This window comes from Leisingera methylohalidivorans DSM 14336 (genome assembly GCF_000511355.1).
In the GTDB taxonomy this organism is placed as follows: Bacteria; Pseudomonadota; Alphaproteobacteria; order Rhodobacterales; family Rhodobacteraceae; genus Leisingera; species Leisingera methylohalidivorans.
This window is the reverse complement of sequence record NC_023135.1, coordinates 714,457-735,007: the sequence shown is the minus strand read 5'-3', so window position 1 is coordinate 735,007 and position 20,551 is coordinate 714,457. Positions and strand designations below refer to the sequence as shown.

The following is a 20,551-nucleotide window of genomic DNA, read 5'->3' as shown; positions in this document are numbered from 1 at the left end:
ATGGACGAAGCCGAGTGGAAGCAATTTACGGGAAGCGGACTATACAAAACTTTCACCGCTCCCCATAGTTGTCTGAATGCCTGCCAAAGGGGTGTTGGCCTGACAGAATCTCGCACTCGATCACAAGCCTGGACGGTCAGAATCTTTTTGCGACACGGGCCGTAACCACAGAAGCTGCAAACTATTTACAGGCTTGTTCTTGCAACCATGCCACCAGCGCTGTGACTTCCGGCCGGAAGCGGTTGCGTGCCGCTGGCAGCACAAGATAGTGCCCTTGGCGCGGAGGCAGGGCCAGATCGCTTGCCTGCACCAGCGTGCCGCTGTCCAGGTAGGGTCGGGCGAAGACCTCAGCGACCAGCGCTATGCCCTGGCCGCGGCTGGCAAGCTCGAGCGCGATCAGAGACTGGTCCACCTTGTACGCAGGCTCCTGAGTTTCGCAATCGGGCTCATGCAGGGCAAAAAAGTGTCGCCAGGTATCGACCACTCCCGCCAGTTCAATCAGCGGGCCGCGGGCCAACGCCTGCGGGCTGCCGCTACCGCGCAGGGCGGGGGCGCAAACGGGAATGACTTCGTTGGTCATAAGCGGCAGCACTTCACCGTCTGCCCAGTTGCCGTCGCCATAACGTATGTCGACGTCAATCTCCTCACCCTCCGCCAGCTCTGCCCAGGAGGCAGAGAGAACCCGGAGGCGGCTGTCCGGGTTCGCCACCTTGAAATGCTCAAGGCGCGGGACCAGCCACAGCAAATTTAACGAGCTGACGCACCGAAGGGCGATCTCGGCCTCTGCGCCCTTGCCAAACAGGTTCGAGGTGGTGGCATCGAGATCGGCAAATGCCTTGGCCACCACCGGCTTGTAGGCCTGTCCCAGCCGGGTCAGGACCAATGCCTTGCGCTCACGCCGGAACAGCTTGTGTCCAAGCTGCGCTTCCAGGCCGCGCACCTGATAGCTGACGGCAGAGGGCGTCAGGCCCAGCTCTTCGGCGGCGAGGGTGAAATTGCCAAGGCGGGCGCTGGCGTCAAACGCGCGCAGCCAGGGCAAGGGGGGGAGCTCCTTGTACATTCTCGCAGAATAGACCATCTGCGAAATTTTTTAAGGCTATTGCGAATTTTTTTTCGTTTTGGATTCGGCGGAGAGGTTTGTAACGGTCGTGCGACAGAAGCAGCATCAGGCAGAGTGCAGTGGCGGACTACGACTACATCATCATCGGAGCAGGGTCCGCCGGCTGTGTGCTGGCGGAACGGCTGAGCGCTTCGGGGCACCACACGGTGCTGGTGCTGGAGGCGGGTGGGCGCGGCTGGTCACCGTGGATTGCGCTGCCGCTGGGCTATGGAAAGACGTTCTTTGACCCCAAGGTGAACTGGAAATACCAGACCGAGCCGGAAGAGTCCCTAGCAGGGCGCAGCGGTTATTGGCCGCGCGGCAAGGTGGTGGGCGGATCAGGTGCCATCAACGCCCTGGTCTATGCGCGGGGGCTGCCGCGGGATTTTGATGACTGGGCAGAGGCCGGCGCTGAGGGCTGGAACTGGAAGACCGTTCGGCAGATCTATGAGGCGATGGAAAGCCGCATCGGCGCCGATGGCACGCAAGATGGCACGGGGCCGCTGAATGTGCAGGATGTGTCGGACCAAATCCATCCCGCGAACCGGCATTTCTTTGCTGCGGCGGAGGAACTGGGCCTGCCGCGTACCGGCGACATCAATAGCAGCGCAAACGAGGGCGCGGCGGCCTACCGGATCAACACCAGCGGCGGCCGCCGGATGCATTCGGCGCGGGCCTTTTTGAAGCCGGCGCTGAAGCGATCCAATGTCACCCTGATGACCGGTGTGCTGGCCGAGCGGATCATCTTCGAAGGCCGGCGCGCCGCTGCCGTTCAGGTGCTGCGCAAAGGCAAGAGTCAGACCCTGCGTGCGGGCCGCGAAATCATCCTGTCCGCAGGCGCGGTGACCTCGCCGCGGCTGCTGCAGCTGTCGGGCATCGGCCCGGCGGAGCTGCTAAAATCCCACGGCATCACGCCGCTTCTGGATGCGGCACATGTGGGCGGCAACCTGCAGGACCATCTGGGCATCAACTATTACTTCCGCGCCACCGAGCCAACGCTGAACAATGCACTGCGCCCGTTCACCGGCAAGGTGCGCGCGGCGCTGCAATACGCGCTGACCCGGCGCGGGCCGCTGGCCCTGTCGGTGAACCAGTGCGGCGGCTATTTCCGCTCTGGCCGGGATCAGGTCCACCCTGACCAGCAGCTGTATTTCAACCCGGTCACCTATACCACGACGCCGAACGGCAAACGTACGGTGGTACAGCCAGATCCGTTCCCGGGCTTCATCATTGGCTTTCAGCCGGCCCGGCCCACCAGCCGCGGCCGTATCGACATCAGCGCCGCAGACCCGGCGGCGCCGCCCCGCATACGCCCCAATTCGCTGGCGACCGAAGAGGATCGCGAGCAGGTCGTGGCGGGCGGCCGCCTGTGCCAGCGGCTGATTACGACCGCCGCGCTCGATAGACTGGTGGACTCAGCGATGGAGCCGGATCTGCGGCGTATGGACGATGCGCAGCTCCTGGCCGATTTCCGCGAGCGCTGCGGCACCGTCTTTCACCCGGTCGGCACCTGCCGGATGGGGCGGGACGCGCAGGACGCGGTGGTCAGCCCGCGGCTGAAGGTGCATGGGGTGCAGGGGCTGCGCGTCGCCGATGCCTCGGTCTTTCCCAATCTGACCTCGGGCAACACCAATGCCCCGACCATGATGCTGGCGCATCGCGCCGCTGATCTCATTCTGGAGGACGCATGAGCACGCCTTATTCCATGTCCGGTGCGGTGCCGGTTGCCAACATCTGCGGCAAGAACGACACCGGGCCGCGGATCCGCCGGATCGAGACCTTCTGCACGCCGCTGGTCGGCTTTGTGCGGGTCACTGCAGAGGACGGCAGCACCGGCTGGGGTCAGGTGTCCACCTACAGCAGCGACCTGACCTGCGAGATTCTGCACCGGCAGGTGGCGCCCTGGGCGCTGGGGCGCGGCATGGACGCGCTGGAGGATGTGATCGCCGAGATCCCGCTGCGCGAGCACAAGTTCCCCGGCACCTATCTGCGCCGGGCCATGGCGGGTCTGGACACCGCGGTCTGGGACTGGCGCGGCAAGGCGGCGGGAAAACCCGTGGCCGAACTGCTGGGCGGTTCGGCAGGGCCGCTGCGGGCCTATGCGTCTTCCATGCGGCGTGACATCACGCCTGAGGATGAGGCCACGCGCATGCAACGCCTGCGCGATGACTATGGCTTTGATGCCTTCAAGGTGCGCGTCGGCGCCGAATGCGGCCAGGATCGGGATGAATGGGAGGGGCGGACCGAGGCGATCATCCCAGCTATCCGCAAGGCCCTGGGCCCGGATGAGGCGCTGCTGGTCGATGGCAACTCGGGCTTTGGCCCTGCCCGCGCGATCGAGGTCGGGCGGATGCTGGAGGCCAACGGCTACGAGCATTTCGAGGAGCCCTGCCCCTATTGGGAACTGGAGCAGACCGCGGAGGTCACCCGCGAACTGTCCATCGACGTGGCGGGCGGCGAGCAGGACTGGGACCTGCAGCAGTGGAAGCGGATCGTTGCGATGCGCGCGGTGGACATCATCCAGCCCGATATCCTGTATCTGGGCGGCATGGTGCGCAGCATGGAGGTGGCCCGCATGGGCCATGCCGCCGGGCTGCCCTGCACCCCGCATGCGGCCAACCTGTCGCTGGTGACGCTGTTCACCATGCATCTGTTGCGGGCGGTGCCCAATCCGGGCCGCTACCTGGAATTCTCGATCGAGGGCGACGACTACTATCCGTGGCAGCGTGACTTGTTCCTGGACGATCCTTTCGCAATCACGGACGGCCAGGCGGTCGTGACCGATGCACCGGGCTGGGGCGTTGAGATCAACCCCGAGTGGCTGGCCAAATCCACCTACAAATGCAGCGAGCACGCATGATGACCTCCGACCAGATGATTTCCACCTATTTCGAAACCGGCACGCTGCCGGATCTGCCGCGCGATCACTTCATCGATGGCGCGTTCGTTGCCGCCGACAGCGGCAACCGCATGGAAAGCTTTGATGCCGGCACCGGCGAGGCCTTTTCCGATTTCGCCGCTGGCACCGCGGTCGATGTGGACCGGGCCGTGACCTCCGCCGCCGAGGGCTTTGAGGTCTGGCGCAACACGCCGCCCGCCCGTCGCTGCGCCATCCTGAATGAGGCGGCGCGGCTGATGCGCGCTGAGGCAGACAGGCTGGCGGTGGTTGAAAGCCTCGACAGCGGCAAGACCCTGGCTGAAGCGCAGGGCGATGTCGCGGGTTCGGCGCGCCTGTTCGAATACTACGCAGGTGCCGCCGACAAGCTGGACGGGCGCAGCGTCAACCTCGGCAACGGCAACGCCGCCTTCACCCTGCGCGAGCCGGTGGGCCTGACCGCCCATATCGTGCCGTGGAATTACCCGACCTCGACGCTGGTGCGTGGCATTGCCCCAGCGCTGGCGGCGGGTTGCTCGGCGGTGGTGAAGCCGGCGGAAACCACGCCCTTTACTGCGCTGATGATTGCCGAACTGCTGCTGCGCGCGGGCGTGCCAGCGGGCGTCGTCAACGTGGTCACCGGCACCGGCATCGAGGCCGGCGCGCCGCTGGTCACCGACCCTCGGGTGCGTCACGTGACCTTTACCGGCTCGGTCGCAACCGGCGTCGGGGTTATGCAGAACGTGGCCCCGAACGTCACCGGTCTGACGCTGGAACTGGGCGGTAAGTCGCCGCTGATCGCCTTTGCAGATGCCGATCCTGAGGCAGTGGCCGATGGCGCGTTCTGGGCGATTTTCTCCAACTCGGGGCAGATCTGTTCGGCGGGCTCGCGTCTGGTGATCCACAAGGATCTGCATGCCGAGGTGATGGACCTGCTGGTCAGAAAGGCGCAGGCGCTTCGCTTTGGCCATGGGCTGCGCAACCCGGATATGGGGGCTGTCAACTCGGAACGTCACCTGGAGCAGATCGCAGGCCACGTCGAGCGCGCCCGCGCCCGCGGTGTCGAAATCGCCACCGGCGGCAATGTGGCAACGGATCCGGAAACCGGCAAGGGCTGGTTCTTTGAACCAACCATCCTGAACGATCTTGCCGCCAGCGATGAAGCGGTGACGCAGGAAATCTTTGGTCCGGTTCTGGCGGTGCAGACCTTTGCCGATGAGAACGAGGCGCTGGCGCTGGCCAATGGCACCGATTTTGCCCTGGCGGCCGGTATCTACACCAAGGACATGTCCACCGCCCTGCGCATGGCGCAGCGGGTAGATGCCGGTCAGGTCACCGTCAACGACTATTGGGCGGGGGGAATCGAACTGCCCTTTGGCGGCAACCGGAAATCCGGGTTCGGCCGCGAAAAAGGGTTGGAGGGGCTCGACGCCTACACCCGTTCAAAATCCATCACGCTTGCAGTGTAAGGCGCTGCAAGAACACATAATTCCAGGAGGAGGAACATGATGCTAAAGACCACGACCGCCCTGGCGGCGCCGACCCGGCGCGGCTTTTTGGCAGGCGCCGCTGCGGGCGGGCTGGCCCTGGGGCTAGGCCTGAATAACCGCGTCCAGGCGGCAGAGCCGAAGAAGGGCGGAACACTGCGGGTGGGCTATACACAAGGCAGCACCTCGGATTCGCTGGATCCGGCGACCTATGCCAACGATTTCATGTTCGCCACCAGCTATGCGGTGTTCTCGACCCTGGTGGAGATTGCCCCGGACGGCACCGCCCAACCGGACCTCGCCGAGAGCTATGAGGCGACTCCGGATGCGCGCGTCTGGACTTTCCGACTGCGCGATGACGCGACTTTCTCGGACGGCAAGCGGGTTTCGGCAGCTGACGTCGTGTCTTCGATCCGCCACCACATGGGCCCGGAGTCGAAGTCCGGTGTGAAGCCGCTGCTGGCGCAGATCAAGGACATCCGCGCTGACGGCGACAATGTGGTGACCTTTGAGCTGGAAGACGGCAACGCCGATTTCCCGTTCATCTTCAATGACTACCACCTGACCATCCGGCAGGACACAAACGGCGCCATTGATCCCGAAAGCCGGATTGGCACCGGCGGCTACGTGATAGAGGCCTTTGAGCCGGGTGTGCGTATCGAACTGAAGCGCCGTGATGACTACTGGAAGGCGGGCCGTGCCCACTTCGACAAGGTGGTGCTGCTGAAGGTCGGCGATCCCGCAGCGAGGATGAACGCACTGATGACCGGTGAGGTTGACCTGATCGACCGCCCGGACCTGAAGACCATCCACCTGTTGAAGCGCAATTCCAACGTTAAGATCCACACCCAGAACGGCACCCTTCATTACACCATGCCGATGCATGTGACCGCCGCGCCGTTTGACGATGTAAACGTACGCCTGGCGTTGAAGCACGCGATCGACCGCGAGGCCATCGTGCAGAAGGTTCTGAAGGGCTATGGCACCGTGGGCAACGACCACCCGATCGCGTCCTCCATGCCGTTTTACAATGCGGAGCTGGAACAGCACGCTTATGACCCCGATAAAGCCAAGCACTACCTGTCCAAGGCAGGGCTGAGCAGCCTGGATGCGACCCTGCACACCGCGGACGCAGCTTTCAACGGCGCGGTGGATGCGTCGGTGCTGTTCTCCGAGGCAGCCAAGGGCGCGGGCATCAATCTGAAAGTCGCGCGCGAACCCGATGATGGCTACTGGTCCAATGTCTGGCTGCAAAAGCCCTTCTGCTGCAGCTACTGGGGCGGGCGCCCGACCCCGGACCTGATGTTCTCGGCTGGCTATGCCGCCACCGCGGACTGGAACGACACGCTGTGGAAGAACGAGCGCTTCAACCAGCTGCTGGCCGAGGGCCGTTCGCAGCTGGATCAGGCACTGCGCGCCGAGATTTACGGCGAAATGCAGCAGCTGTGTCAGACCGACGGCGGCGCGCTGATCCCGGCCTTCGGCCAGTATGTCTCGGCGATGAACACCAAGATCCAAACCCCTGAGCATGTCTCGGAGATGTGGGATTTGGACAGCGTTCGCTTTATCGAGCGCTGGTGGATGGCCTGATCTAAACCCGCGAACTGCAATTGCACGAGGCGGCCCGGCTGGGGCCGCCTCCCGCAGGTGCGATTCCGTTGCGATTTAAGAGGAGGCTGTGATATGCCCCCATTGATGAAGCTGATCCTCAGCCGACTAGCCCTTGCGGCCGTGACGCTGCTGGCCGTCTCTGCCCTGATGTTTGTCGGCATCGAGCTGCTGCCCGGCGACCTAGCTCAACAGATTCTTGGCCAGTCGGCCACCCCTGAAACCCTGGCCGCCTTCCGCGCCGAACTGGGCCTGGACCAGCCTGCGCATCTGCGCTATCTCGACTGGCTGGCGGCGGCGGCGCAGGGCGACTTTGGCAACTCGATGGCTTCGCACCGGCCGGTTGCCGATCTGCTATCGACGCGTCTGGCCAACACCATGTTCCTGGCCTGCTATGCCGCGGTGATCGCGGTGCCGATGGCGATCCTTTTGGGGCTGCTCAGCGCGCTGTGGCGCAACTCGCTGTTCGACCGCAGCGTCAATGTCGGGGCGCTCGGTGCGATCTCGATGCCGGAATTCTTTGTCGCCTATCTGCTGGTTTTGTTCCTGTCGATCCGCCTGGGCTGGTTTCCGACACTGGCCCGCATTGATGAGGCTGCCTCTTTTGGCGATGCGCTCTACCGCAGCTTCCTGCCTGCGCTGACGCTGATCCTGGTGGTCATCGCCCATATGATGCGGATGACCCGCGCCGCCATCATCAACTTGCTGGCGGCCCCCTACATCGAGATGGCCCGGCTGAAGGGCGTGCCGCGCTGGCGGGTGATCGTGCTGCATGCGCTGCCCAATGCGCTGGCGCCGATCATCAACGTGGTAGCGCTGAACCTCGCCTATCTGATTGTCGGCGTGGTGGTGGTGGAGGTTGTGTTCTCCTACCCCGGCCTGGGCCAGCTGCTGGTTGATGCGGTGGCTAGCCGTGATTTCCCGGTGGTGCAGGCAGTCGGCCTGTTCTTTGCCGGCACTTACATAACCCTGAATGTGCTGGCCGACATCCTGTCGATCCTGTCCAACCCGCGCCTGCGGCACGCACGATAAAGGAGCGCAGACGTGAAAACCCTCAAATCCGCCCCGCCTACCGCGCTGCTGGGAATGCTGATCCTGGCTGCCGTGTTGGTCACTGGGGTGTTTGCCCCGCTATTGGCGCCCTACGGGGAAACCGAAATCGTCGGGGTCGAATACGAACCCTGGAGCGCGGCCTTCCCGCTGGGCACCGACAATCTGGGTCGGGACATGCTGTCGCGGATGATCTACGGCGCCCGCAACACCGTCGGGCTGGCGCTGCTGACCACGGGCATTGCCTTCACCACTGGCGCTGCCCTGGGCATGCTGGCCGCACTGAAGGGCGGCTGGATGGACCAGCTTCTGTCGCGCGTGATCGATGTGCTGATGGCAGTGCCGCCGCTGATCCTTGCGCTGATGCTGCTGGCGATCGTCGGTGCATCGATCCCTAACATGGTGGCGGTGATCGCGGTGATCTATATCGCGCCGGTGTTCCGCCTGTCGCGCGCCGCGGCAATGAATGTGGTTAGCCAGGACTTCATCCAGGCCGCCCAGCTGCGCGGCGAGGGCACGCTGTGGCTGCTCCGCCGTGAGGTGCTGCCGAACATCTCCTCGACCCTGATTGCAGAGTTTGGCTTGCGCTTCTGCTTCGTGTTCCTCTTCATTGCCGCGCTCAGCTTTCTCGGCATCGGCATTCAGCCGCCCACCGCTGACTGGGGCTCGATGGTGAAGGAAAACGCGACGCTGATCACCTTTGGCGACATTACCCCGCTAATCCCGGCGGCGGCCATTGCGCTGCTGACCATTGCCATCAATTTCATTGTCGACTGGATGCTGCACCGCGCCAGCGGCCTGAAGAGCTGAGGACTAGCCAATGAGCAAGCTACTGGATATTCGCGGCCTGCGGCTTGAGGCCGGGCCGAAGAGCAACCGCACCACCATCCTGCATGGGCTGGACCTGACGCTGAACAAGGGTGAGGTCTTGGGGCTGGTGGGCGAAAGCGGAGCGGGCAAGAGCTCAGCCGGGCTGGCGGCGATGGGGTATACCCGCGACGGAGTAGAAATCGTCGGCGGCGAGATCTTATTCGACGGCATCGACTTGGCCCAGGCCGGGACCGCGACGCTGCAGGACCTGCACGGCCGCCGCATCGCCTATGTGGCGCAGTCGGCGGCGGCCAGCTTCAACCCGGCGCATCAGCTGATCGACCAGTTCTGCGAAGCGCCGCTGCTGCATGGTACCGCCGCGCGGGCGGAGGCCGAGGCCGACGCCATCGCACTCTACCGGCAGATGCAGCTGCCGAACCCGGAACAGATCGGTTTTCGCTATCCGCATCAGGTGTCCGGCGGCCAGCTGCAGCGGGCGATGACGGCAATGGCGATGGCCTGTCGGCCCGATCTGATCATCTTTGACGAGCCGACGACGGCGCTGGATGTGACCACCCAGATCGAGGTTCTGGGCGCGATCCGCGATATCGTGGACCGGTATGACACCGCGGCGATCTACATCACCCACGACCTGGCGGTGGTCAGCCAGATGGCCGACCGCATTACGGTGATGAAACACGGCCGCGAGGTGGAGACCGCTGACACCCGGCAGATGCTGGCGGCGCCTCGGGAGGACTATACCAAGTCGCTTTGGGCGGTGCGCGCACTGAAACGGCCGGTGCGGGGCGCCGCTGAAGCCAGGCCGCTGCTGTCACTGCGTGGTATCGAGGCAAGCTATGCCTCTGCCAAGGTGCTGCAGGGCGTCAGCCTCGACCTGCCCAAGGGCCAGACCACAGCGGTTGTCGGCGAAAGCGGCTCGGGCAAATCGACTCTGGCCAAGGTGATTGCCGGCGTGCTGCCGCCCAGCGAGGGCGAGGTCCTGTGGCAGGGCCGCCCGCTGCCGGGCCGCTATCAGAAGCGGGACCGCGCCACCCTCCGCCATATCCAGATGGTCTATCAGATGGCGGATACCGCACTGAACCCGCGCCACACCGTGCGGGAGACGCTGGAGCGGCCGGTGCGCCATTTCATGGGGCTGCGCGGCGCGGCGCTGCGGGAGCGGGTGAATGAGCTAATGGAGCTAATCGAGCTGGAACCGGCGATCTTCCTGGACCGCCGCATTCCCGAGCTGTCGGGCGGCCAGAAACAGCGCATCGGCATTGCCCGCGCGCTGGGGGCAGAGCCGGAGTTCATCATCTGCGACGAAGTCACTAGCGCGTTGGACCAGCTGGTGGCCGAAGGTATCCTGCGGCTCCTGCTGCGGCTGCAGGCGGAGCTGGGGCTGACCTACATGGTCATCACCCATGACCTGGCCACGGTTGAGGCGATCGCCGATCAGGTTGTCATCATGCAGCAGGGCGAGATCGTGGAGATCGGCGAACAGGCGCGGATATTCTCGGCGCCGCAGTCAGATTACACGAAGCGGTTGCTGGCCTCGGTGCCGCAGATGGATACAGGCTGGCTGAGCGGCGTGCGGCAGAAGCTGGCAAGCTGAGCCGGGCGGGCGGTTCCCGTCGCGCGAAAACGACACGGCCCGGTGGTGCTTTCGCCACCGGGCCGTGCTTTTGTCAGAGAGGATGGTCAAACGGCTCAGGCAATTCGGGCGGCGACGCTTTTGGTTTTGCAGTAGGCCTTTAGCCCCTCCAGCCTAACAACGGCGGTACGATTTCCGGCCATAAGGCGGCATAATAACCGGCCATTTCAGGTTTGACTGGCGCCTTAGTTCGACGTGCCGTCGTTTGCACCGCATGAACAGACTTTTGCGCCGCAAGCGGCGCAACCTGGCTGCGTGCCCAAACTGTGAATTCGATTTTCTCGCTGCGCGCGCTCTCAGCACAAATCTTGCTGCCAAGTCGAAAAATGTTGCGCTGCCCAGCAGAGTGAACATTGGTCATTCATGCAACACGCCGAAGTTCCGACACCTTGAATCACAATTGATAAGAGAACCCCCGACTAATCGCCTCTAAGTTTGGCTGACTCGGGTAGCCAGCAAGCCCATTCTTTTCAACAGTTGAGCTCTTTGGCTTGCAGCATGGCCCGCATTCCTTTGTTTGACATGGCCAAAGCCTTTGATCGTTTCAGGAAGCCGTGCCAGCGTGATCGCGTCTGCGATCGTCTCGACCGACAGGGCGCGCATGACCTGTTCGATATCTTGCTCGAATTCACGGATCTGGCCGCGTTCGTGGCGGCGCTCAGCGGTGTAACCAAAGATGTCAAACAGGGTGCCGCGCAGCCGCTTCATTGGCGTGAGCATCCTGAAGACGTGACGGACCCAAGGACCGAATTCCGACTTGACCGGATACTCGCCCAGCCCCTGAAACTCTATTTCGGATTAACTGGTCAAGCCTTGCTGAATCGCTCGACCGGATTGCTGGAGCAAGTCCGACTTGGGGCGCATTATCTGGACCGGCTTCCCAGCCAACTCTCAGGCGGTGAAAAGCAGCGCGTCGCCGTCGCCCGTGCCTTCGCGGCGCAACCTGAGCTGGTTCTGTGCGACGAAATCACTTCAGCGCTTGACGTGTCGGTTCAGGCTGCGGTGCTGGAACTGTTGGACGATCTTCGGCGCGATAATGATACTAGCTACATTTTCGTCAGCCACGACCTTGCCGTGGTCAAGGCATTGTCGGACCGCGTGGCAGTGCTTTATCAAGGGCGCCTGTGCGAACTTGGCCCGACCAAAGATGTCTACGGGCCAATCTTGCACCCTTATACAGAGGTTCTCTTGGGCGCGGTTCTGGAACCAGACCCGGATTTTACGCCGACACTGGAAGCAAGCGATGTTGTCGAGCTCAGCCCTCCGGAACGCGGCTGCCCGTTTCAACGCCGATGTCCCAAACGCATGGGTTCGGTCTGTGAAGAGATTGCACCGCCATGCAGGGAATTTTCAGACGGACATGTCATCTGGTGCCATCGAGAAGATCTCGGTGGCTAGTGTGTGGTGCCTGCACTTAGCGTGCAATTGAAATGATTTTCCGATAATCGCTGTGCAGAACCATGCTTTGTGCCGAATTTTGTGGCTGCAAGGTATTGCTTCTTTACGATTCCGCCGGTGCGCCAAGATTGATGACGTTTGCGAATGGCTGCTTAGACGACCCAGGCTAGGTCACATCAAAGGACGTGCTTCAGGTGCGAAGGGCTTCTGCGTCAGCAAACACTGCATGAGCAAAAGGCGGCTTTGTCCGCACAGCAAACCTTGGTTTGTCACTTAGCGAAAGTCAGCAACCCGTCCTTTTCGGACCGTTTTCTATCCCACCAAGCGAGATCCGCTTCAGCCGCGCATCGTCTTCCGGCTCCCATTCCTGACGCAGGCCGCGAACATAATCCGCGTCATTTTTCAGCTTTTGCCGCTCTTTGGCGAGGACACGCTTAACGGTCCGCGCCACCATTTGCGCAATGCGAGTGACCATCCGCAGTGCAGGGCGGATTTCCCTCAGCTTTTCATCCTGTGCGTCTTTGGTCTTCGGAGCAGCCGCCCCCCAGATCAGCCGCGGCGGCAGATCTGCTGATGCCTCCTGCCAAGCAAGCGCACCATCAGCTACAAGCTCCAGACTGGTTTCTATAGCATCCGAGATTACTTCTGCCTCAGCCACCTTCACCCTGACCTTTTCTTCCGCCTCCTTCAGCCTCGCTTCCTCGGCCTCCCGGGCGGCCTTCTGCTCCCGGTACTTTTCCGCAGCCGCTTCCGCCCTCTCCTCATACCCCTTCACCATCGGCTCCATGGCTACGACCGCGGCTTCAATGGCTTCTTTCCTAGAATTTGCGGCGGCAGCCGCCTCTTCAAACTGCCGCGCCTTGGCCTCTGCCGCGTCGCGGCTGCGTTCGGCCGCAGCAGTTTCCCGCCCGGCCCGCCGCTTGCGGGCCTGCGCCTCCTTGATCGCGCGTTTGCGCGATTTCCTGACCGTGGCCTTGCCCAGGTCCTGGGCGCCCTCGGCGACCGCCCTCGCCTCCATCCGGGCATCGCCCAGGATGCGATTCTTCTCTGCTTGCGCCGCTCGGCGCTCTTCGGCACGCCACTGTGAAGGCGGTACATGATGTCGCGTTTCAGGCTGGAGCGCGCCATCCGCCCGTGCCTTCCGCCGGGCTTCGGCACGGCGCTTCCCCCTAGTAATTCCGATTTTTGCGAACGTCTCTCCAGCAAGGTCCTGGGCATGCTCGTAGTTCTTCAGCAGCGGGTTCGCTGACGGCTGCAGCACGACCTGCCGCCCGCTGTTGGCAGAAATTTTCTCGGACCAGACCGCAACGACAAAGTGAATGTGATAAGCCTCTTCATCGACATGGGCGGAGGCATAGCGCAGCTGGTCATCTGGAAAGTGCTGTCTCAGGAAATTCTTCGCGACCTCCCGAAATTCCGCGACGCGCTCGGGATCCCACTCCAGGATGCCGGGCCCGCCAAACCATTTCTTGTTCACGGTCAGAATACCTTCACGCAAAGGTCCGTTGGCGCTTTCCTTCCAGGGATCTGAAGGCCCCTTGGCGGTTTCTCTCTCGGCTTGGCTGATGCGTGATTTCGCCCGCAATGCGCGAAGGCGCTCTTCAAAATTGTGCTCACGCATCTCTGCAACTTCAGTGCAAATCCGCTCCTTCCACCCCGTTTCTCCGGCAAGCACTTCGTTCAACCCGGACACATCTAGGTCGACATGCGCCAAGTCGCCGCCAGCGCGCTTGTCATGCAGCCGGAATTTCCAGAGCTGATACGGGAACAGGCCGGTGAACCGGAGGACGACAGGAGCCTTGTCAAGTTTGTTGGACTGGTCTTGGCGGAACTTGGCATGTATGGTCATCTGCAACCTCAGATCTGCTTGACTGATCCGAGTGTCTGCGAAGACGACGAAAATCCCGAGAGACTTGTTTGATTTTGTGAGGCTTGTACTCACTAGGCAAGTTGCAATCCCGGGCTGGACCCCGAGATTGCAACTTGCCGTTCGCGAGGGGGATACCCCCTTCGATCCCCTCCTCGTCAGCACATCTGGGCTCCGCCCAGACAAGCTTCCTGCGGCCAGCAGCCTGCTGGACCCGCCCGCCGGGGGCCGTGGTTGCCTTATTGTTTTTCGATGATCTGGTTGAATGTAGCGTTTGTTTCTACCGAAGCAGACTATTCTTCGACGTCTATTCCGCGATCATGACACCACTGTTTGAGCATCCTTCGGATCATGGCTGGCCGTGTCGGAAGGTCTTCTTCACTCCGCCGTTGAGCATCAACAACTTCGATCATCTCGCGCGGCAATCGCAGATTCACAGCTTCCGTATCGACTGCCGGTCGTCCTCTGGTTTTTTTTGCCATGCCAGCGAATCTCGTATTGATTTTTGGTTTTTTGGTACCATATAATGGCGGACGTAGGCAAGGGCTCCACCCCTTGCTTACGCCCTAACCACACTGATCTCGGTTGAGGAGACCAACATGACTGCTGCATCTGTTATCACGCGCTTAAGCGCGGCAAAAGACCTGCGCCCTGCATTGCCCTGCCCGATTTCCGATGAGGGACCAACGCCTATTTACCGGACCTTCACCGGGCTAATCGAAGCTGTAGATGCGGCTATCGGGATGGAGCGCGACCTGTCGCATTCCATGAGCTGGGATCCTGCCACCAGCGGCTTTTTCGAGGCCGCCGAGAACCAGTGGCAGGACTGCCTGCGTCTGGCGTCTGATATTTTCTCCGCCCCAACCGCTTCCGCCGAAGATCAACCGTTGCAGCGTATGGCCATGCTGCTGCACTTCCTCATCGAGGCCACCAGCGCGGATGAGACCCTGCGTTTCCAGCAGCTGATGCATGAACATCGTGATCTCTTCAGCACGGAAGTTCCCGATGTCCGCCAGGCGCTGAACCGCGCGGCGCGGCAAGTCCATACCGTTGTTGAGATGGCCACGGCAGCCCAGGACTTCGCACCGGTCTGATCCCGCCCCTATTCCCTGACAATACCTGACCTGGCCATGCAGCGGGGTTCTCCGCCTGCGCCCGGCCGCGTCCTATCCGTTTCCAGAATTTCTCCGGCAGGCGCACCCCGCGCCCGTCGTCCGTTCCCCTATGCCCGAATGGAGTTTTCAATGACCCAGTCCGCAACTCAGACGTTTCCGCTCACAATCCACGCGCATTGGCGCGACACCGCTGCAAACAAAGGCTTCGACATTTTGAAGCGCATCCGCGACCGCTACCACCTGCTGCTGCGCTGCCGGACCTGCGGGGCAACGCATATGGGTAAAATTTTCGTGGTGATGAACAACCAGCCGCTCTGCCCGCATTGCATCGAGCACCGCTGGCAAGCTGACGCCAAAGCTGCTGGACTGAAGTGGGCAGGCCGCGACCCGCAAAGCCGTCATCATGGCTTCTACATCGCAGACTGCGGCCATCGCCTGCGGCGGCAGCTTGAGCTGGTCAAACGCGCGGCCGCGCGGATCTGCGACGTGCGATGCGAGGCCTGTCACAGCCGGAAAGAGCAAACCGAGGCCGAGGCCCAGGGCTGGACGCTGACCGGGCCCGACCCCGAAAGCGATCCGAACTATCGTCTGTACCGGCATCCATCCTGCGGCCATGTCCAGCGCATTGCCCGGGTCAACATGCAAACCGGAAGGTTTGGCTGCGGCAACTGCGGTGACGACTGGCCCGCCGCGCCAAGCCACCTCTACGCCATGCAATTCAAGCTCCCAAATGGCGCGCTGCTGGTGAAGCTGGGCTTTTCCCGGAACCCGGACTCCCGCCTTCGCCACCAGCTGCTGAAGCACCACGGCCTCGATGCCCAGATCCTGAAGACCGTTCCCATGCCGACCGGGCAGCTGGCCTTGCAGACCGAGAAGCGATTGCATGCCAGGGTGAAGTCCACCTTCCCGGACAGCATCGCGCCGCCCGATCTTTATGCCGGATCCATCAATGTCCGCAGCGAGATCTATTTCGCGGAGGTGACCCGGGAGATCCTTCGGCTGCTCGATGAGATCGATACCGACAGCGCCGCCTGACGCCCCTTCATCCGCCCCTACAGCACCGCCCCATCCAACCCGGAGTCCGGGAGGGCGGCGCCCTTTTGTCTGCATCTTATCCGGAGACGAACTATGCCACAGTTCCCACTTCACTCCCCCAACCCCGCCTGGATCTCCTTTGCCAAACATGTCCTGCGGCGGATGATCTCAGATCAAATCAACGCAGCTGACAAACGCACCGGTGCCACCCCGGACCACCCCAAATCCAAACTCCTAAACGCGCTCAAAGACCTGCCCGGATCGCAGCACCGGGCCAGTGAGGAGCTAGACCAACTCCGGGAAAGCGGCATCGACGGCTGGGCGCTGGACGACCAGGGGCGCAGCCGCCCAGCATCCGTTCTGCCCGCGAGCCGGAGCCTGATCGCGCTTCGGCTCGCGGTCACCTTCATCTCATCCCGGAATGTTCTGGAAACTCTTCTGGCTCCGGGCGCCGTCACCGTACTTTCCGGGTTCCGCACCGCAGACGCAGATCAAATCCTGGCGGCCTGCCGCTACGGTTTTTTGCCCGAAGCCTGGAAGGTCACGACTCTGGGCGACGAACGGCACCACGAGCAGACACTCCGAGTACTTCAAGTTACAACGTCAACCGGCACGTCTCGGACCGGCGATCTCTACCGCCTCGAGCGCAACCTGTGCGAAGCGCTGCAGCTGCCCTGCCCGCTGCTTGTTTTGCTTCCGGACGGTGAAAGCCTCCCGGACAATCTCAGTACGGTCCTGCCCGACCCCGTGAAGTTGGAGCCGCTGAGCCGCGATATCCTCATCACGCAGCTGGAACACAGTCACAGCGCAACCGGCAAAATCGACAGAGAGACCGTGGGACCGGTCCTCCCTGACGACAGTGCGCTGGCCGGTTTGGGCGATCCGGATGTGCTGCTGGCGCTCCGGGCCCCGGATGCCCGCAGCGCAGCAGAGCGCCTCGCTGCGGCGGTTTCCCGGCCCCGGCGGCACGCTGGCGGGGTCCACGGGCTGTCCCTGGAGGACATTAACGGCACCTCTCCCGCGCACAGTGCGGCGGCAGATCTGGTCGCGGACCTCCACAGCTGGCAGCGCGGTGAGATCGAGTGGAGCGCCATGTCGCGCTCGCTGCTGGTCTACGGCGAACCCGGAACCGGCAAAACCGTGCTTGCCAAGGCTATCGCTGCCTCTGCCGGGGTTCCCCTGATCCAGGGCTCTTTCGGCGCCTGGCAGGCCCGGGGTCACTTGGGGGATATGTTGGCGGCAATGCTGGCGTGTTTCCAGAACGCCAAGTCCCGCAAACCTTGCGTGCTGTTCATCGATGAGATCGACAGCTCCGGATGCCGCACTGACACCGGCGACCGCAACCAGGCTTATCGCCAACAGGTGATCAACGAGTTCCTGCGCCAGATCGACCTGTTGCACCAAGAAGAAGGCGTTCTGCTGATCGGCGCCACGAACTTTCCCGGAAAGATCGACCCGGCTATCCTGCGTCCGGGCCGTTTCGACTTGCATCACGAGATGCCGCTTCCAACCCGGCAGCAAATCCAGACCATGCTTGAACTGGCCTTCCCGGACTCCGGGTCAGATCTGCGCCCGCTGTCCCGGAAACTGGCCGGACAAACACCGGCCGTCATCGACGCCCGCATCCGCGAGGCCCGGGCGCGAGCGCGGCGCCAGGGGCGCTGCTTTGAGCCCGGATTTCTTGCGCAGGTCCTCGGCCAGGAACAAGGATACCGGAGGCAGCTGGACCTGCGCATCGCCGTGCATGAATGCGGGCACGTCATCTCCGCCTGGCTGTACGGGGAGGAGATCAAACGTGTCTGCCTCTCTCCCACCGGAGGGTTGACCGAACGCACCGCGCCCCCTTGTGCCGGGCTGGAGGCGGATTTCGACAGGCAGATGTATATCCATCTCGCTGGCCGCGCAGCGGAGCGACTCGTATTCGGCAGCGTGTCCGCCGGAGCAGGCGGCAGCGCGGCATCCGATCTGGCGCAAGCTGCACAACTTGCTTTGTCGATGGACTATGAATTGGGACTGGGCATTCACGGCAATGCCTGGTTCGGACCGCCGGACTTTGCCCGTTTGACGTCAGAAGAACGCAAGCGCCTGCAGGAGCGGCTCGACCATGCCGAAGACTGCGCTCGCGCTCTGCTGTACCCGCACCGGCACCTGCTCCGGGAAATGGCTTCGGTTCTGACGCGTGAACGAGAATTCGACAGCGAGGCCATCAAGTCCTGGCTGCAGGCCTTGCCCCGCAGGAATGGAACGAATGATGGTCCGGATCGCATCGGGGAGGACACTGCAAACTCAGCAACTGCATTCGGCGCAACTTCCGGATAACTCCCTCCCGGAAATAGTTTGCTCCCGGTGACCTTGGGGGAAGCAAACCTCCCGACGCCGCCGCGCGGCGCTAGACAAGACCCTCGCCAGCGGGGTTATCCACATAAACCCGGCCCGGGGCGGCATCGTTCCCGCTTTCACCAGGCCCGTCGCCCTCCCGCTCCCGTTATGATGAAGTCAACAGCCGCCGGGGCAATTCCCGGCCAGATCAGCAGCATCAAGAAAAACGCCCCGGGCACCGGCCTGGGAGCGGCGGGAGACCTCGGCCTATGGCACGGGACCAAAAGAGCTATGTCAATTGTCGGCGGGCACCCGATGCGCTCGCTGACAAAACCACCGTCCGCCCGGCCGATGCACCCGGCACTCAGGCGCAGTTGCACGCGTTGATGCGCGCCCTGGCCCGGGAAGCCGCTCGCGCCGACCACCGGGTTGAGAACAAGCCAGATTAGAAGCAATCCTCGGAGGCACCGATGTCCCAGCCCAGGCTCAGAGCAGCCATCTACGCCCGCTACTCGACAGACCTGCAACGCGACGCCTCTGTCGAGGACCAGATCCGCGACTGCACCGATTACGCCAAGGCCCAGGGGCTGGAGGTCGCGGCCACCTATTCCGACCGCGCCATCTCCGGCGCCAGCCTGATGCGCAGCGGCATGCAGGCCCTGCTGCGCGATGCGCGCGGCGGCACCTTCGATGTGGTTATCTCGGAAGCCCTCGACCGGCTGAGCCGCAACCAGGCCGACATCGCCCATATCTACCAGGAATTCTGTTTCAACCGCATCGCGGTCGAGACCCTCTCGGAAGGGCTGATTTCAGAGATCCATATCGGGCTGAAAGGGACGATGAATGCGCTGCAGCTCAAGGACATCGCGATGAAGACCCATCGCGGTCTCAAAGGACGCGCACTGTTGGGAAAATCCGCTGGCGGCAAAGCTTACGGCTACCGCATGAAGCCGCAACTCACGAGCAATGGCGGCGTGATCCGCGGCGAGCGTGAGATCCACCCGGAAGAGGCAGATGTCGTGCGCCGGATCTGCGCGGACTACGCCAGTGGCCTGTCGCCGAAGAAGATCGCCGAAGCGCTCAACCAAGAAGGTATTCCCGCCCCGTCCGGCCGCTATTGGGGCGCTTCTACCATTCACGGCAACCGCCAACGCGGCACTGGCATCTTGAATAATGAACTCTATATCGGCCGGCAGGTCTGGAACCGGCTGTGCTACGTGAAGGATCCGCAGACCGGCAAGCGCATCTCGCGCCTTAACCCAGAAAGCGAGTGGACAATCACAGAAGTCCCCCATCTGCGGATCGTCGATCAGGAGCTCTGGGACACGGTCCGCGTACGCCAGGGCGCACTGAAGACCGCGGGCACAAATGTTCCGGTCTGGGACCGCCGACGCCCGAAGACCCTGTTTTCCGGGCTGATGGTCTGCGGCTGCTGCGGCGGCGGCTTTGCCAAGATCTCCAAGGACAGCTTCGGCTGCTCCCCGGCGAGGAACAAGGGCGCCGCGGTCTGCAGCAACAAGCGCACCATCAAACAGGCAGACCTGGAGGCCCGGGTGCTGGATGCGCTGGCCAACCACCTGATGGATCCGGACGCGGTGCAGATCTTCTGCGAGGAATATACCGCCGAGCGCAACCGGCTGAAGGCGGCAGCCGCCGGGAACCGCAAGGAAAAGGAACAGGCGCTCGCCCGTGCCAAGCGGGATCATCAGAAGCTGGTGGATGCGATCATCGCGGGCGTGCCCGCGGAGCAGGTCAAGGACCGGATGATCGAGCTCGACACCCGGCGACAGCAGCTGGAACGGGAGCTGGAGCAGACCCCTGCCCCGGACACGGTGGTGTTTCACCCGTCGATGGCGGAGGCCTACCGGGAGCGGGTGTCGCGGCTGATCCGGACCCTTGGCTCCGCCGAAGGCATGGAAGAGGCCAAGGAGGCGCTGCGGTCTCTGGTGGAGCGGATCGTGTTGACGCCCGCGGCGGAAGGCAGCGGCCTGGATCTGACCCTGGAGGGCGATCTGGCGGGGCTGCTGCGTCTTGCGGCGGGTGCGCGGGCCCCGAACACGAAGAAGGCCCCGGACGGTCTATCCGAAGCCTTTGATATGTCAGAGGAAATTGTGTTGGTTGCGGGAGCAGGATTTGAACCTGCGACCTTCAGGTTATGAGCCTGACGAGCTACCTGGCTGCTCCATCCCGCGTCAGGTGTTTTTTTTTGATATCGTTATGAGAGGTTTGGATTT

General features: G+C 62.8%; 16 protein-coding genes and 1 tRNA gene. 12 read left to right on the top strand and 5 right to left on the bottom strand.

Features of this window, described 5'->3' with window-relative positions; genetic code table 11:
* Positions 1 to 181 precede the first annotated feature (181 nt).
* On the bottom strand, positions 182 to 1,060 hold the full coding sequence (locus METH_RS03740) for a LysR substrate-binding domain-containing protein (RefSeq protein WP_024089076.1): 879 nt from the start codon (positions 1,058 to 1,060) through the stop codon (positions 182 to 184).
* A gap of 119 nt (positions 1,061 to 1,179) precedes the next feature.
* On the opposite strand from METH_RS03740, the gene METH_RS03735 reads away from it, so the two are divergent.
* The 7 genes from METH_RS03735 to METH_RS03705 all read left to right on the top strand — a co-directional run bounded on the left by METH_RS03735 (position 1,180) and on the right by METH_RS03705 (position 10,544).
* Complete coding sequence (locus tag METH_RS03735; protein WP_024089075.1) at positions 1,180 to 2,790, top strand: GMC family oxidoreductase; 1,611 nt, start codon at positions 1,180 to 1,182, stop codon at positions 2,788 to 2,790.
* Positions 2,787 to 3,959, top strand: coding sequence for a mandelate racemase/muconate lactonizing enzyme family protein (locus METH_RS03730; protein WP_024089074.1), 1,173 nt, complete (start codon positions 2,787 to 2,789; stop codon positions 3,957 to 3,959). The genes METH_RS03735 and METH_RS03730 overlap by 4 nt, the downstream gene beginning before the upstream one ends.
* Positions 3,956 to 5,443 (top strand): aldehyde dehydrogenase family protein, encoded by a 1,488-nt coding sequence (locus METH_RS03725; protein ID WP_245602949.1) that lies wholly within the window; start codon positions 3,956 to 3,958, stop codon positions 5,441 to 5,443. Before METH_RS03730 ends, METH_RS03725 begins: the two co-directional genes overlap by 4 nt.
* Positions 5,444 to 5,479: 36 nt before the next feature.
* Complete coding sequence (locus tag METH_RS03720; protein WP_156927436.1) at positions 5,480 to 7,051, top strand: ABC transporter substrate-binding protein; 1,572 nt, start codon at positions 5,480 to 5,482, stop codon at positions 7,049 to 7,051.
* 93 nt (positions 7,052 to 7,144) lie between these two features.
* Positions 7,145 to 8,101 (top strand): ABC transporter permease, encoded by a 957-nt coding sequence (locus tag METH_RS03715; RefSeq protein WP_024089071.1) that lies wholly within the window; start codon positions 7,145 to 7,147, stop codon positions 8,099 to 8,101.
* Positions 8,102 to 8,155: 54 nt separating this feature from the next.
* Entirely contained in the window at positions 8,156 to 8,929 is a 774-nt protein-coding gene (locus METH_RS03710) for an ABC transporter permease (RefSeq protein ID WP_052348659.1), read from the top strand.
* A 10-nt stretch (positions 8,930 to 8,939) separates the two neighbouring features.
* A complete protein-coding gene (locus METH_RS03705; protein WP_044008326.1) occupies positions 8,940 to 10,544 on the top strand; it encodes an ABC transporter ATP-binding protein in 1,605 nt (534 codons plus the stop codon).
* A gap of 139 nt (positions 10,545 to 10,683) precedes the next feature.
* Here the strand turns inward: METH_RS03705 and METH_RS23745 are convergent, their stop codons facing one another.
* Positions 10,684 to 10,944, bottom strand: a complete 261-nt coding sequence (locus METH_RS23745) for a hypothetical protein (RefSeq protein WP_156927435.1) — start codon at positions 10,942 to 10,944, stop codon at positions 10,684 to 10,686.
* 68 nt (positions 10,945 to 11,012) lie between these two features.
* Complete coding sequence (locus tag METH_RS25340; RefSeq protein ID WP_024089069.1) at positions 11,013 to 11,291, bottom strand: DUF6537 domain-containing protein; 279 nt, start codon at positions 11,289 to 11,291, stop codon at positions 11,013 to 11,015.
* Between METH_RS25340 and METH_RS22955 the strand changes: the two genes are divergently transcribed.
* On the top strand, positions 11,232 to 11,981 hold the full coding sequence (locus METH_RS22955; RefSeq protein ID WP_425412321.1) for an oligopeptide/dipeptide ABC transporter ATP-binding protein: 750 nt from the start codon (positions 11,232 to 11,234) through the stop codon (positions 11,979 to 11,981). The genes METH_RS25340 and METH_RS22955 overlap by 60 nt on opposite strands.
* Positions 11,982 to 12,264: 283 nt before the next feature.
* Here the strand turns inward: METH_RS22955 and METH_RS03690 are convergent, their stop codons facing one another.
* Positions 12,265 to 13,830, bottom strand: a complete 1,566-nt coding sequence (locus METH_RS03690) for a plasmid recombination protein (protein WP_024089067.1) — start codon at positions 13,828 to 13,830, stop codon at positions 12,265 to 12,267.
* 617 nt (positions 13,831 to 14,447) lie between these two features.
* Here METH_RS03690 and METH_RS03685 point away from each other — a divergent pair.
* From METH_RS03685 to METH_RS22945, 4 genes are all read left to right on the top strand, one after another.
* The gene (locus METH_RS03685) at positions 14,448 to 14,942 is read left to right on the top strand and encodes a hypothetical protein (protein ID WP_024089066.1); all 495 of its coding nucleotides are present in this window, start codon (positions 14,448 to 14,450) and stop codon (positions 14,940 to 14,942) included.
* Between the two features lie 150 nt (positions 14,943 to 15,092).
* Positions 15,093 to 15,998, top strand: a complete 906-nt coding sequence (locus METH_RS03680) for a hypothetical protein (RefSeq protein WP_024089065.1) — start codon at positions 15,093 to 15,095, stop codon at positions 15,996 to 15,998.
* A 93-nt stretch (positions 15,999 to 16,091) separates the two neighbouring features.
* Positions 16,092 to 18,317: an AAA family ATPase gene (locus tag METH_RS22515; RefSeq protein WP_024089064.1), complete on the top strand. Its 2,226-nt coding sequence runs from the start codon at positions 16,092 to 16,094 to the stop codon at positions 18,315 to 18,317.
* Between the two features lie 470 nt (positions 18,318 to 18,787).
* The gene (locus METH_RS22945) at positions 18,788 to 20,476 is read left to right on the top strand and encodes a recombinase family protein (RefSeq protein ID WP_084013846.1); all 1,689 of its coding nucleotides are present in this window, start codon (positions 18,788 to 18,790) and stop codon (positions 20,474 to 20,476) included.
* Here the strand turns inward: METH_RS22945 and METH_RS03660 are convergent.
* Positions 20,433 to 20,509, bottom strand: a tRNA-Met gene (locus METH_RS03660). The two genes, METH_RS22945 and METH_RS03660, sit on opposite strands and share 44 nt — an antisense overlap.
* Positions 20,510 to 20,551 lie beyond the last annotated feature (42 nt).